Origin of the sequence: Sphingobacterium sp. UME9 (genome assembly GCF_014170215.1) — a bacterium.
In the GTDB taxonomy this organism is placed as follows: Bacteria; Bacteroidota; Bacteroidia; order Sphingobacteriales; family Sphingobacteriaceae; genus Sphingobacterium; species Sphingobacterium paramultivorum.
The window spans coordinates 523,988-540,412 of the sequence record NZ_LZZP01000003.1 but is presented as its reverse complement, the minus strand read 5'-3'; the positions used below and the strand labels follow the sequence as shown (position 1 = coordinate 540,412).

11 protein-coding genes are annotated in these 16,425 nt (G+C 35.0%); 8 read left to right on the top strand and 3 right to left on the bottom strand.

Annotated elements, in window-relative coordinates:
- Positions 1–11: 11 nt before the first annotated feature.
- The 6 genes from A9970_RS03690 to A9970_RS03665 all read left to right on the top strand — a co-directional run bounded on the left by A9970_RS03690 (position 12) and on the right by A9970_RS03665 (position 5,178).
- The gene (locus A9970_RS03690) at positions 12–521 is read left to right on the top strand and encodes a hypothetical protein (RefSeq protein ID WP_182981347.1); all 510 of its coding nucleotides are present in this window, start codon (positions 12–14) and stop codon (positions 519–521) included.
- A gap of 148 nt (positions 522–669) precedes the next feature.
- Positions 670–1,089: a nuclear transport factor 2 family protein gene (locus A9970_RS03685; RefSeq protein WP_220801509.1), complete on the top strand. Its 420-nt coding sequence runs from the start codon at positions 670–672 to the stop codon at positions 1,087–1,089.
- 221 nt (positions 1,090–1,310) lie between these two features.
- Complete coding sequence (locus A9970_RS03680) at positions 1,311–2,156, top strand: hypothetical protein (RefSeq protein WP_182981346.1); 846 nt, start codon at positions 1,311–1,313, stop codon at positions 2,154–2,156.
- 490 nt (positions 2,157–2,646) lie between these two features.
- Entirely contained in the window at positions 2,647–4,437 is a 1,791-nt protein-coding gene (locus A9970_RS03675) for an ATP-dependent endonuclease (protein ID WP_182981345.1), read from the top strand.
- A 239-nt stretch (positions 4,438–4,676) separates the two neighbouring features.
- The gene (locus A9970_RS03670) at positions 4,677–4,859 is read left to right on the top strand and encodes a hypothetical protein (RefSeq protein ID WP_182981344.1); all 183 of its coding nucleotides are present in this window, start codon (positions 4,677–4,679) and stop codon (positions 4,857–4,859) included.
- 55 nt (positions 4,860–4,914) lie between these two features.
- On the top strand, positions 4,915–5,178 hold the full coding sequence (locus tag A9970_RS03665; protein WP_182981343.1) for a transposase: 264 nt from the start codon (positions 4,915–4,917) through the stop codon (positions 5,176–5,178).
- Between the two features lie 123 nt (positions 5,179–5,301).
- Here the strand turns inward: A9970_RS03665 and A9970_RS03660 are convergent, their stop codons facing one another.
- From A9970_RS03660 to A9970_RS03650, 3 genes are all read right to left on the bottom strand, one after another.
- A complete protein-coding gene (locus A9970_RS03660) occupies positions 5,302–6,942 on the bottom strand; it encodes a response regulator receiver domain (protein WP_182981342.1) in 1,641 nt (546 codons plus the stop codon).
- A gap of 2 nt (positions 6,943–6,944) precedes the next feature.
- Positions 6,945–9,854, bottom strand: a complete 2,910-nt coding sequence (locus A9970_RS28870; protein WP_310889271.1) for an ATP-binding protein — start codon at positions 9,852–9,854, stop codon at positions 6,945–6,947.
- A gap of 67 nt (positions 9,855–9,921) precedes the next feature.
- Positions 9,922–10,980, bottom strand: coding sequence for a DNA cytosine methyltransferase (locus tag A9970_RS03650; protein ID WP_182981341.1), 1,059 nt, complete (start codon positions 10,978–10,980; stop codon positions 9,922–9,924).
- Between the two features lie 962 nt (positions 10,981–11,942).
- Here A9970_RS03650 and A9970_RS03645 point away from each other — a divergent pair.
- Together A9970_RS03645 and A9970_RS03640 are read left to right on the top strand one after the other, a co-directional pair.
- Positions 11,943–15,089: a sacsin N-terminal ATP-binding-like domain-containing protein gene (locus A9970_RS03645; RefSeq protein ID WP_220801507.1), complete on the top strand. Its 3,147-nt coding sequence runs from the start codon at positions 11,943–11,945 to the stop codon at positions 15,087–15,089.
- Positions 15,076–16,152, top strand: coding sequence for a helix-turn-helix domain-containing protein (locus tag A9970_RS03640; RefSeq protein ID WP_182981339.1), 1,077 nt, complete (start codon positions 15,076–15,078; stop codon positions 16,150–16,152). The genes A9970_RS03645 and A9970_RS03640 overlap by 14 nt, the downstream gene beginning before the upstream one ends.
- Positions 16,153–16,425: the final 273 nt, after the last annotated feature.

The window sequence follows — 16,425 nt, the reverse complement described above, 5'->3', positions numbered from 1 at the left end:
CAGAGGATAAAATGACAAAGAAAATATCTGAGGTAAGTATTAGGCAAATTGCTTTCGGAAATAGACAAATAGAGGGATTTTCAAGTGGTTTTTGGGAAACCGACGAAATAATAGTTGGAGATAATGAAATCGAAAGCTTTTTTTATGTCCTATTATTTCCTTCAGATAAAGACGTTTATTCTTCTGGTTGCGCAGTATCTGAATTTGAACTTTGTTTTGCTTTTACGGGGCAGTTATATCAATGGAAATTTAAGAAAAAAACTATTGTCAATTATTTGATAATTGACAATAGCATTATTGATAATATACCGTTTCTATCTTCTTCCGCCATTAATCTTTTGAAACAATTTCCAGTTATAAAGCTAACCAACGATGAATTCGATATAGTGCAATATGAATTCAATAAAATTCACCAAGAAATGAATACGCCTGATATGCTTAAAGGAATCATTTATGCACGTATAGCGAACATTTTCGGTGAGACATGCAGGTTTATCCAGAATAGGTATGATACAGAATGAAATTGAGCCAAAATTGAAAAGTCAAATGAAAAAAAAGCGTAATCCTGGATGGCAGCGGGATGAGCTAATACTCGCTTTAGATCTATATTTTCAGATTTAGAATAGAAAAGCGTATACGGAAAAAGTGTAAACACAAACTAGCAAATAAATGGAAAACCAACTGGCAAAACTTATGAGCGCATCCGTCTTAAATGGAAGAACGGAAAAGATTTTCAAATATGTTGAGGCCTATAATCAGATGGATGCGGAAAATATGATAGCAGATTTTTCTGATGATATTATTTTCCAGAATGTTATGAATGGTGAGAAAAGTATGGAATTGAAAGGAATTGCGGAGTTCAAGAAACTGGCTATCGAGGCGCTCTCCTATTTTAGTGAGAGAGAACAAGTCATTGAGTCAAAAACTCATAATTATAGTACTACCGATATCTCAATCACCTACAGAGCGATCGCGGCGATGGATTTTCCAAATGGATTGAAACAAGTTGATGAAATAAAATTACAGGGGAAGTCAATTTTTGAGTTTTCTGAGGACGGGAAGATAAGTAGGTTAACGGATATAGCTTAATAAATTTAAGGAATTTTAAGCAGGTCACCAGTTGAACGCACTTATTTCCGTCCTACCCCTTACCTCTCAATCTAGAAAAAAGGAATTGACTGAAATAAGGGTTTATCAAAAAGACTTGTGAAGAACACATACAAATTGTATTATGTATAAATATTATGTCAAAACCATGTATTAAGTCAATCTCATATATTATTCATCAAAAAATATAAATATTATCACTAATGACGAAAGAACAAAAGTACAGGGAAAACAAAATCACCGAAAATTTATGGAGCATGAGTAGCGACTTCTCCAAATTGTCATTAATGTGGCAGTATACATCCGAAGTTGAAAAGAAAGAAGAAAATTATATAAATCAAGAAACCGCACTTGAAGAGAACTTTATTTACAAAGCAAAAACTGTTTATAGACTAATAACTACTTATTTGGAAACTCTAAAACTTAATGAGTATTTAAATGATTTCAAAAAAGAATTTGCTACGCTATTTACAGATTCACCTGAAACATTGCTTGAAAGTGATTTATGTGAAGAAACCGGTGAAGAATATAATAAAATCGTAAGTAAGATATGGCTTTTTCTGGCGCCGTTTGAATTTAGTGAGAAGAGTTATATTGATAAACTACTTAAACAAACAGGTGTCAAGTATCTTGAGCACATTTTAAGAAATACACAAGTAATCATTAATAAAACAGGTTTAACTTTGAAAAGTGAACCGCAGATTTATAAAGCGGTTAAGTTTGTGGTGGAATCTGTTTTCCCTTCTTCTTTGAAGCCTACCTCTGGTTTCTTCAAGTCATTTAAAAATTATACTCCCGATATACTTATACCTGAAATTCATACAGCTGTCGAGTATAAATATGCTGACACGGAAGAAAAACTAAAGTCACAAGTAGATCAAGTTATTGCAGATACAAAAGGTTATACCGGAGATACAAATTATGAGATATTTTATGCGGTTTTCTATGTAACTGAAAACTTTTGGGGAATTGATAAATTTGAAACCGTTTGGAAAGAAATGCAGTTTCCAAAAAATTGGAAGGGAATATATGTAATAGGAAAAAAATAGTCTAGAGTCGAACTTTTCAAAAAAATTATGTTGTCATTAGGATTATTAATAAATCTAATATACGGAGGTTTTATTGCAATTTGTCTCTACGGGCTATACCTGGTTCTTTCAAGTCTCCTTGACAGATATCTTATCACCAAACGCGATCACACCGCAGCATTACGCGAGCAAAATGATATTTTTAAGAGATATTGTGAACTCTATTAAACCTAACGATTAAAATCATCCCACTCTCCCTAACATCAAAGGTATTCCAAAAGTCATGAATAATGAGAAACCATGGAATTACCTAGTGATCTAGGAAGAGACAAAGGATCGCCCCTGTCTACTATTATTAGTAAACAGGGTAATCTATCATTTCAACTCGTTAAATTAGCTCCATCGAAATAAAGACCTATTGTAAAATAGCAAAAAATGGAAGGGTAATCGGTTATAACAAAGTAACAAAAATGATAAAGATTATTAACCACAGTCAAATAAAAGACAGACTATGTATGATTTACAAAACATAATTTCTACTATAAATAATATTAAAAACTCGGGGAATATAAAGAAATACATTGACTTCGTTCGTTTTCCTTTCTATAGGAATTTGGAAATTAATACTATTGTTAATTTCAGTTTTCCTCTAACAGTTTTCATTGGCCAAAATGGATGTGGAAAAAGTTCTTGTCTACATGGAATATATGGCATACCAAAGGGATTAACTCCGTATGAGTTCTGGTTCGATACAAGCGTCGATCCAATAGAATACTATGACGATCACAAAAAGCGTCATTCCTTCTGGTATTCTTATAAAGACGAGTATGGGAATGTTCGAGAAGTTATTAAAGCCAGGATTCGCAGGAATGATGATCCTAATTATTGGGAGACAAGCAGGCCTTTAGTTTGGGCTGGAATGACACCACGTAAAGGAGATAGAGATCAACCTATTGATAAAAATGTGGTATATATAGACTTTAGGGCAGAACTAAGCGCATTTGATAAATATTTCTATTTTGGAAATTTAAAGGGTGCTTCGACCAGATCAAAACAAGAATTTATCAGGAAGAAGTCGAAGCAGGTTCAAAAGATAATCTCTGGCGAAAAATCGACTTTTTATACTAAGTCCGGTCCTATTAATAGTCCTCTGAGACGTATAAGTGGTGATGAATTAAAATGGATATCTTTTATCTTAGGAAAAAAATATTTGTCTGGACAATTTTTAGAACATTCTTTCTTTAGAAATTTCGGTTATACAGTAATCTTTCATACCGAGCATGCTAAATATTCCGAAGCTTTTGCAGGCAGTGGTGAGGTTGCAGTAGTAAAGCTTGTTATAAAAATTCTAGAAGCTGATCCATATTCTCTTATCTTATTAGACGAACCCGAAGTTTCGCTGCATCCAGGAGCACAGGAGCGATTAAAAGTTTTCCTACTTGAACAGATCAAAGAAAAAAAACATCAGATTGTAATGACAAGTCACTCACCATCCATAGTAAACGGTTTGCCAAGAGAAGCTATAAAGGTATTTTACCAAAATCCAAGCTCTGGTAGATTCCTTATAAAAGAGAATTTAACTGCAAATGAGGCATTCTATCATATTGAATTTCCCCTAAATCGTAAGATCACCGTCGTAGTGGAAGATATTCTTGCACAAGAAATATTGGAGGCTGTTTTGTATTCGTTGGGAGAGGAAGTTCAAAATATATTTAATATCAAATACAATCCCGGAGGAGAAAGCGTTATTAAAAGAGAATTTATCCCAGTGTATTGTAGAGCCGAAGACCAAAACACTATAGTATACTTTGACGGAGACCAAAAATATATTTCAAACCCTTATGATTGGAGAAAATTCGAGGTCGAGAACCTATCTGTTAGATTTTTAAGTGACAAAATAAAAGAGCAAACTGGCGAGACAATAAAATTTTCTGTAGATAGTTTTGGCAATTCAGGTAATGCATCCCAACAAATAGAGCTGTTAAAACGATACTTAGACTATTATCTTAACAAAGTGTTCTATTTACCTAAAAAAACACCTGAAGAAATTATTTGGAACGACGAACTAGCTGACAATACTGCCAGATTTATTCTAAATCATGACACCTATCAAGAATATTGTACTCATATGAATGCCGCTAATAGTTTTAAAGATAAATTCTCGATATACTCTAAATATACCTCTGGGAACAACAACTCCACAGATATTTTAAGCTTTCAAAAAACGTTTATTCAAAAATGGATAAATGAAAAAAATGATGATTACTTAAACATTTGTAAGATATTAGATTCTATTAAATAACCACAAAGGAGACTGTAACGTAAACTGTGTCAGAGGAATAATTCAAAAAGATTATTTATATTCAATTATTCAAACGACACGGTCATGAAAGAAAAAGACCCATTCGCATTTTCGTTAGTGTTTGTTTTTTAAAGGCACTCAAGAGGGCTTCACCGTTTTGAACGCTTCAAGGCAGAAGCCATGCGAGGTCTTACGAAGGTAAAAATTTGTCTCCCAATGATAGCCTCCTATCGCCGTTAATGAAGCATTTGTTGGAATCAATGATGGATGGAGAACTGGAAAACCATTTGAACGAAGAGAAAGCTTCAGGCAATAGCAACCGTGGAAATGGCAAGACAAAAAGACTGTCCGCGGCCTTAACACTGGGACATTTGAACTGGAAACAGGCCGTGATAGATCCGGCACGTTTGAGCCGAAAGTAGTACCTAAAAGACAATTAATCATCACTGAAAATCCTGAGGAACACGTATTTAGCATATGTCCAAAGGAATGAGCACACTGGCTATAAGTGAGTTTATTCACGAAATGTATGCTATGGAGATCTCTGCCACAGAAATATCGCGTATTACCGAAAGTGTACTTCCAGCTGTAAATGAATGGCGTAGTAGGCCTCTTAAAGCTGTTTATCCCTTTGTATTTCTGGACTGCATGCACATTAAAGTTCGCCAGAATGGAACTGTTGAATCAAGTGCTATTTATAATATACTGGGAGTTGGTAAAATGGACGATGCCAATGCATAACTGGGGCTTGACCATATCCCAACTTTATATTAGATTTGGGGATAGACTCAAATTAGAAAGAGGTTTTTAAGATGTTAATCCAATGACACAGTTTGAGTTACACTCCCTCACAAAAATCAAATCTCAGTTTCCTCCCCATCTCCTCAACCATTCGTACTCGTCTAATCCCACTCGGGAGAGGGTTGCGGCATATTTATTTGCTATACGTTGCGCATGCGAATCTTTTAAATCTAAAATCCAATCATAGCGTTCACTATATTTTTGTTTTGTATTATGATAAATAGGATAAAACGAAAAGCGTTTCGATCTGCCCTTCTTAACTGCAAACACGGCCCCCTCTTTATTTGCCTTAAATCGAATTGTTTTCAAATTATGGCTAGTGCCTATATTAATTTTTAACTTAGTAAAAGAATGAGCAGCATCAATATCACTTACTACAATATGGAAATTACCTTCACCGTCCACCCGATCTAAAGGAATAAATAAAAATCGCCTGCTATCTTCATTAATACGTACACTGTCACATTTTTGCTGAATACACAACCAATATTCATTGGAAATCCTGCCTTTCACCACAGACCCTAGAGATAATCTAGGCACATAGCTTGGATTAGAATAATTGCTTTTATGATGAGTAAGGATTGAAAATTGTTCATCGATATTTGCAGCAGAAGAATTAGTCGGTTTAAAGAATTTAATCACATCGGATTTATGCAAATCTCTCTGCATAGTTTCTATTTTCTTTGGAATCTCTTCGTTAGGATAAGCAGTGGTCCACGCCTCTCTCATCGAAGCTGTGAAGCCTTTAAGCAACCACGAATGTCTTAAGGGGTCTTGAATAGATAATCCCTTTTTTCCAAACATTATAGTATCGTCATGGATTACAGATGCTTTTAACCATTTACTTATAGTGTCAAAATCGCAGTGTTTCTCTAATTGGGAATAGTCAATTATGGAGTCGAAACTGTCTATGATGGAATCTTTGAGTAGCTCTGCGGCATCTTCAGGAACAGGTAACATAGCTCGATGTGCTAAAAAAGCCGGATCAAGGTCTTTGTTATAAATCTTCAGAATCTTATTGACATTTGACCGAATACAAGAAATAGCCTTTAGAGCAACGTTTGAAACTAACCCCGAAGTCATTCTTGTAAATTCAGTCAATATATAATCTGGAATATCTTCATATCTAAGTATCCACGTGTTCAGCTCAGGCGTATGGGCAAAAGTTCCTTCTAGAGATGGCTTGCCGGCAATTCTAATTCTACAACTCGCATTTCCTAATAAATTTTCAGAAATCCGTTGAATGCCTCGCCTTTCAAATTTATCAAACACCTCTTCTACAATACTTTGCAAACCTGTTTCACCTGTATAAATCAATATTAATTTAAGTTCATTTCTATCTTCGGCAATCAGCTTTTCTATTAGTTGCATTGTATATGCACCTCTCGGATCTCTTTCTGGCACATCATCTTCGTCATTATCTTCATCAGCGTTTTCGCTCTGTTCAAGATTGAGTTTCCAATCTAATATTGTGATATCTGATTTCAACGCAACATGAATAACATCATTAAATTCGTCTACTGTTTTTGGATTATTCAAGGCACACAACTTCTTTGCCTTGGCAAACGCTTTAACCAAAGCTTGAGAATCTAGAGCATGCTGATTACCCTCATGGTTTCCATATATCTCATCGTCAACGAAGAGAATGCTCTGGATAAATTCACTAGCAATTTCCTTTGACTTATTAAAAAACAGAGTACTCATTTTTAAGACTTATTATTTGATTCTATTTTAAATGTTACAGTACTTCCCTCTCTTGGGGCATCGACATATATCTTATAGTCTTCGGCGGAAAGAACCTCACGACTTATGTGGAGTCCCATACCTCTTCCTTGCGCTTTTTTTGTAAACCCAAGTTCAAAGATCCGTTCAACTTCATTGGAAGAAATTTGCGGGCCGTTATTTGAAATGTAAAAGCCAGTTTCATCCGCGTGAAGTCTGATTATTTTTTCTTTAATATTGGCTTGATTAAGCCAATGTATTGCATTATCTATAATATTAACAAACACTGGATAGAAAGTTGATCGATAGCCATGTAATTTTCTTTTTTGGAAACCTTTTGTATGAATAAGATTTATATCATGTCTAGTTAGCCTAGCACCAAAGAGATCAACCAAAAATATTTTGATCTCATTCGCCGAAATATCTTCTTTGTTCCTATACAGCCGTCTATTTAGAGGAGTAAATAATGTTAAATAACCATCAAGATGCTCAAAATTAACTCTCATATTATTATAGACACCATCTAATTTCTCATTCACATCAGCCCAAGCTTTCAAGTCCCTAAGGCCATGTCTTATCGAGTTAACAGTACTATTAAATTCGTGGTGTATCACACTTACAGCTAGTCCTAGCTGACTGAGTTCAATATCTGCTTGAACCCTTTCTCGCAACTCTTCCAATTCTTCTGAAATTGCATCTGTAATCTGATCACTAGTAATGATTTCCTCAGGATTATCTTTATCCCAATATATACCTTGAAGTTGCCTTATTATACCCTCTAATACAATTGATGCTTTATCTCTCTCTTTAGTAATCTCATCCTCTATCCGTTGCCTTTCGTTTACTAAATCAAAATCTGCCGAATTATTGATCTCCAATCGCGTAAACCCTTCTTTGACATCACGAATCTTGTTCTCAAGATCGATCATGAGTTCACGGGCTAAATGAGATACATTTTTAGTTACTTCAGCCAACGTATCCTTAGCCTCTTTCTGTTTTTGTCTTGTAGCCTTTTCCGCTTGCTTTGATATAAAATCTACAGCTTGTTCCAATCGTTTCCGCTTACTAATTTCGATTTGAAGCCGGTTAGAATAATCCTCAACAATATCATCTATTTTATCATAAGCATTCCGAAGAATGTTGTTTTGCAATTTATCAAATTCGGTAAGATAAGCCTCATAATCTTTTCGGGCATCTTTTGATATACTGAATCCTTTCGGCTGATTAATTTTAATTTTTTGGATATAGTTTCCTAAAACCTCTCTTGAATTCAATTCATGATCTATCAATGCTTGGCTTGCTTCTTCTGGATCGTCGATTTCAGCAAGGGATTGGAACTTATTTTCTATATTAACCAACAAATTACTTAGTTCAGATTCATAATTTTGCTTATCGAGATTGTCAAAAAATTGATTTAAAGAAGCAATAAACTTTTCCTTCCTCACCGATGCCTGTTTGTCCCTTCGTTCGAGTGCCCGATAATAAGCCTTTCTTTCTTCACGTTTTTTAACCCATACTTCCGATTTAGGACCTGCAGTATTTCCTTCTCTAAAAAAATCACCCGCCAACTGAATAAAGAAATTTTTCAGAATTTCCCGAAATTGACGATAAGCTTTGTTTTCGATAAACCCCTCCCGACCAGCCTTTTCCGTTAATTTATGGTTTAACTCTTTCGAAATATCTATTACGCCAAACATTCTTCTAAAGGAAAAGAAATAGTATGAAGCACTTTTCGTACGGTTCTTTTCTATATCTAACCAGTCATAATCTGAGTCGCCGTATGGTAATATCCGGATATTATCTTTGTAAAGATAAAGCCCTCCATGCTTATCACTCTTTGCCAACAAACGAGTATGTTCTTCTTTTTCAATGATCGATTGGTCAAGCCTTCCTTGGAGATAAGCCACGTTAATTTTAAAAGAGCCGCAATCTGTTTTTTTAAACTGATTACCTGACCAGGGAATTTTGTGATCAAATTCATAGGTTTGGTAGACCTTTATCTTTCCTGAAAATTGTCCATACCCATCGAAAGCACCTGTGAAATGGTGATCCGCCAGCAAAAAATCTTCAGAATTAAAAAAGCTATCTTTATTAAAAATATCAGAATAAGTCCCTCCTAAGCCACTATGATCTCTAAAGGCTGGGATAATGCTTGGATTCGGATGATCTGGGGTCATTGTATTGGTAAACCCCAATAGCATCTTTTCTATTTTAGTTGAAGTTGACTTATCTTTTTCTCCATCAATATCAGAATTGAGCGATTCATCTGTCGGGGATATGTAGAAATGTGTCCCAAAAGAGCTTTCACCTAAATCAAATTCACCCAGCAATTTCTCATTTAATTCCTTAGGAGAAACCTTGAATTCTTTAATTATCGAAACTAACGTATCAAAGTCATTAGATGATACCTTCCCGACATTTACCAAATGAGCAAGGGAGATCAATAACTCTTCCTTCATTGAGTCAACATCATCACTGGAAGGAAGACTTTCAAATTCTTTAATGGGAATAACAATATCTTCTAAATCGAGATTAGGTAACTCAAATATGTTCCAATTAATGAAGGCGGCAACTATGTAATTTTTTCTTTCTTTTGTACTCTTTGCTCTCGTCAGCAACAAAAGTTGCTTACCAATAGATGCAATGGCTAATCTTCCTATCCCTTTTTCTCCCATTACTGGACGAAAGGGTTTTGAAGAATCAATAGGAGGCATAGGGATTTTTCCCGCTAAAAATTTGCTATCGGTCCCTAATGTCAACCATCTGGATTCAAAATCATTTCTTGTCATCCCGATGCCGTTATCCCGTAAAACAAACAGTTTTTCTTTTCGGAAGTAATCTACATCAACGTTATCTGCATAAGCGTCGTGGGCGTTCTTGAATAACTCATTAATAGCTGTAGGAATACCTGCAATTTACTGGCGCCCAAGCAAGTCTAAAGCCCTTGCACTTGTTTTGAATTTAGCCATTTTTCGATACAATTGCGTTAGCCATTCTTCTAGCCATCTCTGGAGGCACGGCATTGCCAATTTGCTTAGCAATACTCACAAGCCCTCCTTTGAATTGATAGTTCTTAGGAAAGGTCTGTAATGTAGCACCTTCTTTCAAAGATAGTCCCCTATCCTCTTCAGGATGTCCGAATCGACCGCATGATGTTGCAATAAATCGAGTTGTAATCGTAGTAGAAGGCTTATCCCACCAAAGCCTTCCGTAAACACTTCGATAATAATGATCCTTACCTTCATATGCAGGTATCTGCAATTTAGGATCATCTTTCCATGCCATACGATCTCCCCCATCTTTAGGAGTAACTTTAATTCTCAATTTATTAAGAGAACTGAGAGCTGAGGTGTTATTCATTATGTTGGCAGGGTCTACATGACCATCCTGTAGTATAGGGAAGCCATTATGGGGGCCAATAAAAGCTCTTACAGTCATATCGTTACGGACTTCTGGCTTCGGAAAAACAATTGCATTAGTAACTCTAGATGCGATCAACACAAATCGATTTCTTTTTTGCGGAACCCCATAATGATCCGTTCTGATAATCTGATATTCATATTTGTAACCATGAAAAGTTAAGAAGTCAAGAAAACTTAAAAGAACATGATTATTTTTGCTATTCACTATCCCCGGAACATTCTCAACGACTACGTAACCTGGCATAAAATATTTGATGAAACGTTGGAAATCATAAATCAAATTATTAGAATAAGAAGACCTATGCTTAGCTTTATTGATCTTGCTCCAATACTGACAAGGACTGCAACCAATAAAAATCAAGCTATCATCAAACTTAGAAATTTTTATCTCTTTCTTTAATTCTTCAGGTTGATACTTAATAATATCTCTATTAATGAATTTGGAGTTTTTATGATTAGCGAGATAAGTCTCCCGAAACTGAGGCTCAATATCGATCCCTGCTAAAATTTCTATACCAGATTGAGAAAAACCACAGGACATCCCCCCCGCACCACAGAAGAAATCCACTGCTTGCAACCCTTTAACTTTTTTAGCCATCACTTACAAAAACATTCTATTTTTCCAAACATACAATTTACGCTAAATATCTATATTTTCTAATGAATAAAAAAATCATTATTACTTTAATTTAAACTTTATACAGCTTTGGGCAAGCCAACAGTCTTTTGTAAGCCAAGCAATCAGCAAGGTAATTAATAAATTACACAAAGAAGTAAGTACTCATGTTAGTTTTTAAGAATTAGCAATAGTAAGGAATTCTTTAAGTATACCACAGCTGTTTTTCTTGCAGGTGTCGACAATAGAGCGAATATTAGCGTAGTTCTGTGCTCGGATTAGACTTGAAACATACCCGATACTATCATTTTCATCTTCATATTTTATGATCTTTTTTTGGAGAGTGATCACATCGAGATTAGTACTTTGATTGGGCTCTAACTTTTAACGGTTTGGAATAGTCTTCAATCTTTACATTTATGGGAGCCGGAGCTGCCTGAATGACAATCTCCTGTTGCTACGCCCATAATCGTGAAGTCTCAGTATTTGTCTTATTTTGTTCATGCTGATCGTCGTGTTGGCCATAATAATCTTAAGGTTATTCTTCCCCAAAAATATGGTTACAGCTACAGCTTTATAACTAACAATGACAACTGATCAGTTTCGTCCGAAATCAGGTGGATAATATAAGCGAAACCTTCACCCAGGATCAGATATATATTTTAAATGATTTTTCTGCGATTGAGTTTCTCGAAACATTTTCTTCTTCAGTTTACGAAACTGATCTTTTTTAGGCATTTCAAGAATTTCCATACGTTGATTTTATTCTCTTTTTATTAGGATTGCCGACAAATAAGCTGCGGCTTGAAGAATTTTGATATTAGATTTAGCAAAAGTTCAACTAAATCATTTGCACGTTAACTATAAAAGCAATATTAATTAACCAAACATTTAGATATTAAAATTCAATACATGTAGTAAAAACATTATATTGCAAAAAAAAATTGAATATCGAACTAACCATGAATTATAGTGACATTTTAGACGATTCGCGAGGAAGAGCTGCGGAAGATCTACTTGCAACAAAAATTATTGACCTGATGGATAAATTACGTCTTGAAGCTTCTGAAAATGCTGCAAGGCGATGGATATGGGAGTTACTTCAAAATGCAAAGGACGTTGCTTATGAAAATCAGCCTGTTTCAGTAAGTGTAGAACTTAATAAAGATTCAGATAAACCAGAACTCAAGTTTAGCCATAATGGAAAATCATTTACCAGTGATAATATCACTTCCCTAATTCACCAAGTCTCTTCAAAGAAAAGAAATACTGAACCTAGTTCCCAAAAAAAGCCAACCGGCAAATTTGGCACAGGTTTTTTGAGCACGCATCTTTTATCTGAAAAAGTACAAGTCAAAGGGATAGTTAAAGAAGATGGATTACCATATAAGCAGTTTTCAATTGCTCTGGACAGAAGTGCAATTGATCCTGAAGAGGTCCTTGTTGCTGTTGGCAAATCCCTTGAAGACTTGGCACTTCTCTTAAATTCAAATGATATTGTATCGGATTTTGATTCGACAAAATTTAACACCAGTTTTTCTTATGAACTGGAGGAAGAGAAGATTGAATTAGCGGAAGTCGGTGTTAAGGACCTGCATACTTCGCTTCCATATACAATGGCGTTTTCTTCTGATATACAGAGTGTTTCTGTAAGTCATGAATTAATAAACTATCAGACGAAAAATAGAATATCTCTTGACTCAGGTATCGAACTTATAACAGTCGCGGAAACTGATATTGTTAGTTTTGATAGCAAAGAACATAACATTGTTGTTTTAAGTGGAGAAAAGGTAGCGATAGCTTTTGGTATTGAAAAAACTGAAAGTACATTTACAGTACTTCCTTATGAGAAAAATCTGCCTAAGTTATTTTGTGACTTTCCTCTTGTTGGCTCTGAGCATTTTCCCTTTCCTGTAATTGTTAACAGCCCCGAGTTTAATATAAATGAGCCGCGAAATGGTGTTTGGCTAACGCATAAAAACGATACAAGGGTAATTCAAAACGAAAGCATTTTAGAAGAGGCAGTCAACTTGTATGAAAAGGCCTTAAATTATGCATCTGCCAATAAGTGGCAACACTTATATGAAATAGTTAAAACCAGTTCAGCTGCGCAAAATGATTGGTTATCAAAAAGTTGGTTTGATGAGAATGTACTAAAGAATCTCAGAAATATTATTCTCACAACTCCAATTATTGATTATCATGAAGCTAAGATAGCTATCAATGATACTAATGATGAACCGCAAGTATTTTTCCCATTCGGAAATTCTACAGATGTCAGAAGAGGAATCTGGAATCTTTGCAAAGATTTTAAAATTATGCCTCCGTTGTCAGAAGTGGACCAATGGGAAAAGGTGATGTGGAAAACAAAACCGCAGATTACTTTACCGAGTCTTGCAAGATTTATTGAAGAAAGCATGACCCTTCAAACACTTTCTGCCAATGTTCAGAGAACTGCGGAAAAAACCATTGGATGGCTAAATGATTTTTACAAAATTATGTTTCTGGATGAATCTTTTGAAAATCAGGTAAGTTCAGACAGCTATGCTGTGATTTTATCGCAATCCGATGAGTTTAAAAAGCGATCCGAACTTCTTTATGACAGTGAAAATCCAATCCAGGAACAAGTCAAAGATGCTCTAAATTGTCTAGAAGTGAATATACGAGAAAAGCTATTATCTCGTTTCATCTATACTGGTCAAAACATAAAGTATTTTATTAAGACAGAACAAAATGTTATTGATGAAATTAATACATTGCTGACAGGAACTTCAGTAAAAAGTGATCTTAAATCTGCTACATCAGACTATATTACTTCGCTTTTTCCAATCAATGATAAGGAAAATGAAAGGCGCTTTAAGCTCTACGCTTTTTCTAAAATATTATATTCTGAAACTGTTCCGGAAAAGAAATTTATACATTTTAATGCTGATCTTTGGAAAGAAGCAGATAAAATTCAGGTAAGAAAGATTGTAAGCACGATAAGTGCCGAAGAGAACATTACCAATTTTAAGAATACATATAAGTTTAATGACAACAATCAGGCATTAGTATTTTTAAATGATTTTGTCGGCTTTTTAGTTGCGAACGACATGGAAGGGCTGCTAAACATTACTGCTAAACCCATATTGCCCAATCAATACGGGACATTTAAAACAAAAGATGCGGTAAACCTTGACGACGGAAATATATCTGATGTTCTTAAGCTTGTTGCCGAGAAAATCAATTTTAATCTTAAAGAGGAGCTGCTGGATAAATCAATTTATCTTCAATTACCTGAAGCACGGACGATTACTGCAACTGAAGCAGCAGCTAAAATTACTTCAAAAATAATGACAGAGGCAGCAACTCATCCACGTACTGAAGAAGTCAAAGAGGCATGTAGGCTATTATTGTTATATTTTATTGAGGAGCCACTTACTGCCCGGGTATTATTTAGAGAATTGTATGACTTCAAACATAAATTGTATGATGATGATGAAATTTCTTTAAACATGAAACAAGCCGAGGATGTTAAGCAGTTAATGGATGAACTGAATATCAGTACATTTGAAGAAATGAAGGATCTCATTGCAAAGGCAATGCTGCAGAATAATGAACAAAATAATGAGATAGAAACTAATGAAATCAAGCAAATTACAGAGGAGATTTTGGCAAGTCATGGTATCAGTACTCGCGAAGAGTATGAAACCTTTATGGGATCGGATGTTACATCCGAAATTTTCAGACATTACTCAGTTCCAACTTTTCTTATGCTAAATAGAGCAAATGAGCTTATTTCAAGGTCGAAAAATAATATAATCGCCTATTTGGAACAGAGGGACGACTATGACGTAGAATTTTGTGACCTTATTGCACCAACTGTTCTGGCTGGAATTACAAAAAAAGGTGTGGGCAATATAAATATTGTTTTTAGGCCGAGTGATAATAACGAGATCTTTTTCCACTATCCATCAGAAAAAACGACTCTGGACTTGGATAATGCGGAACTTTGGGTTGATAATGGATTAAGTGATCCTTTCCATCTAAAATTAGGCAGAATATTATTAAGTACTGGAATAAATAGAATACCGCTTCATGAAAACAATTGAGGAAGTTTACACACTATTAAGACAGAAGAGCCCAAGTGTTGATTCAAGTCCAATACTGTTACCATCCCGTCAATTAGCTCAGGTTATTGCAGGATTTTCAAATTCGGGTGGAGGCCATTTGCTTATTGGAGTAAATAGAGATGCTGTTGGCAGTGCGAAAGTATCAGGTCTAAGCACTGATTTTAATGTGAGTGCTATGACAAACAAAGCACTTGATTTACTTGTTCCCAAGCCACCTGTTACTTATGGTTTTCATCACCTTCAAGGCCAACAGGTATTTTTACTCACCATAACAGCTTCCGAAAATGAAATTTTATTACAGGGTAAAAAATTCATTCGTGATGGTAATAGGACAGTTGATTCAGATGAACAAATATTTAATTTTAATCCCGGTGGAGAAATTAAAATAAAGGAACTAGCCCAAAAACTACAAGTTTATTCAGGTAAGACGACCGATGCGAAATCTAGAGTTATTACACATTATCAAGCAGCATTGAAGATCCTCGACAATCTGGCTAAGCTGTTATATCCTGATGGCTTAAATAGTCCTACATCTTCCCATGAAGGCAAAATTCTGACAAGAATCTTGTATTCATCGATGGTGGACAATTTCGAGATTTATCTTTCTGACATACTCTATGCAATTTATCTTGCAAACCCTAATACTTTAAAATCGAGTGCTACAGTCACATTGGAACAAGTGCTAAATTGTTCCGATATAGAGGATTTTATACAATTTTATGCAAAGGATAAAATTTCAAAGATGAAACGAGGAAGTGTTAAAACTTTTATTAAAGACAATAAGTTAATAGCAGATTTAAACATTTTTACTAGGCAAAGAATTGAAGATGTAGAAACAGTTTTGCAGGTTAGACATCTATATGCACATAGCAACGGCTTAATAGATGAACATTTTTTAAAATTCTACCGAGGCCCATTAACAGTTGGAGACGAATATCTCCTGACGACCGGTGATATATTAGAAAAATTGGATTATCTATCGGAACTAATTGAGCTAACCGACAATGCTGTTATACATAAGCATAATATTTCAACATTATAATATTGGCATTGAAACACCTGAGACCTAATATGACATCTTTTATAGCTTGCTCTCATTTGCCCTAGCAAGCTTTATATTTTTTAATTTCTATCAATGGAGATAAGTCAAATCGCCAGACAACTCTTGATTAATTTGACTTTATAAAACTTAAGATCTAACTATAGATTATTTTGGGACACTTACAAACTTCTTTACCCCCATTATGTCATTCGTGTACGTGTGGGTTTGGGAACCATTTAGTAGGGGTAAGCTGCTACAAATGTACTTTTTGAA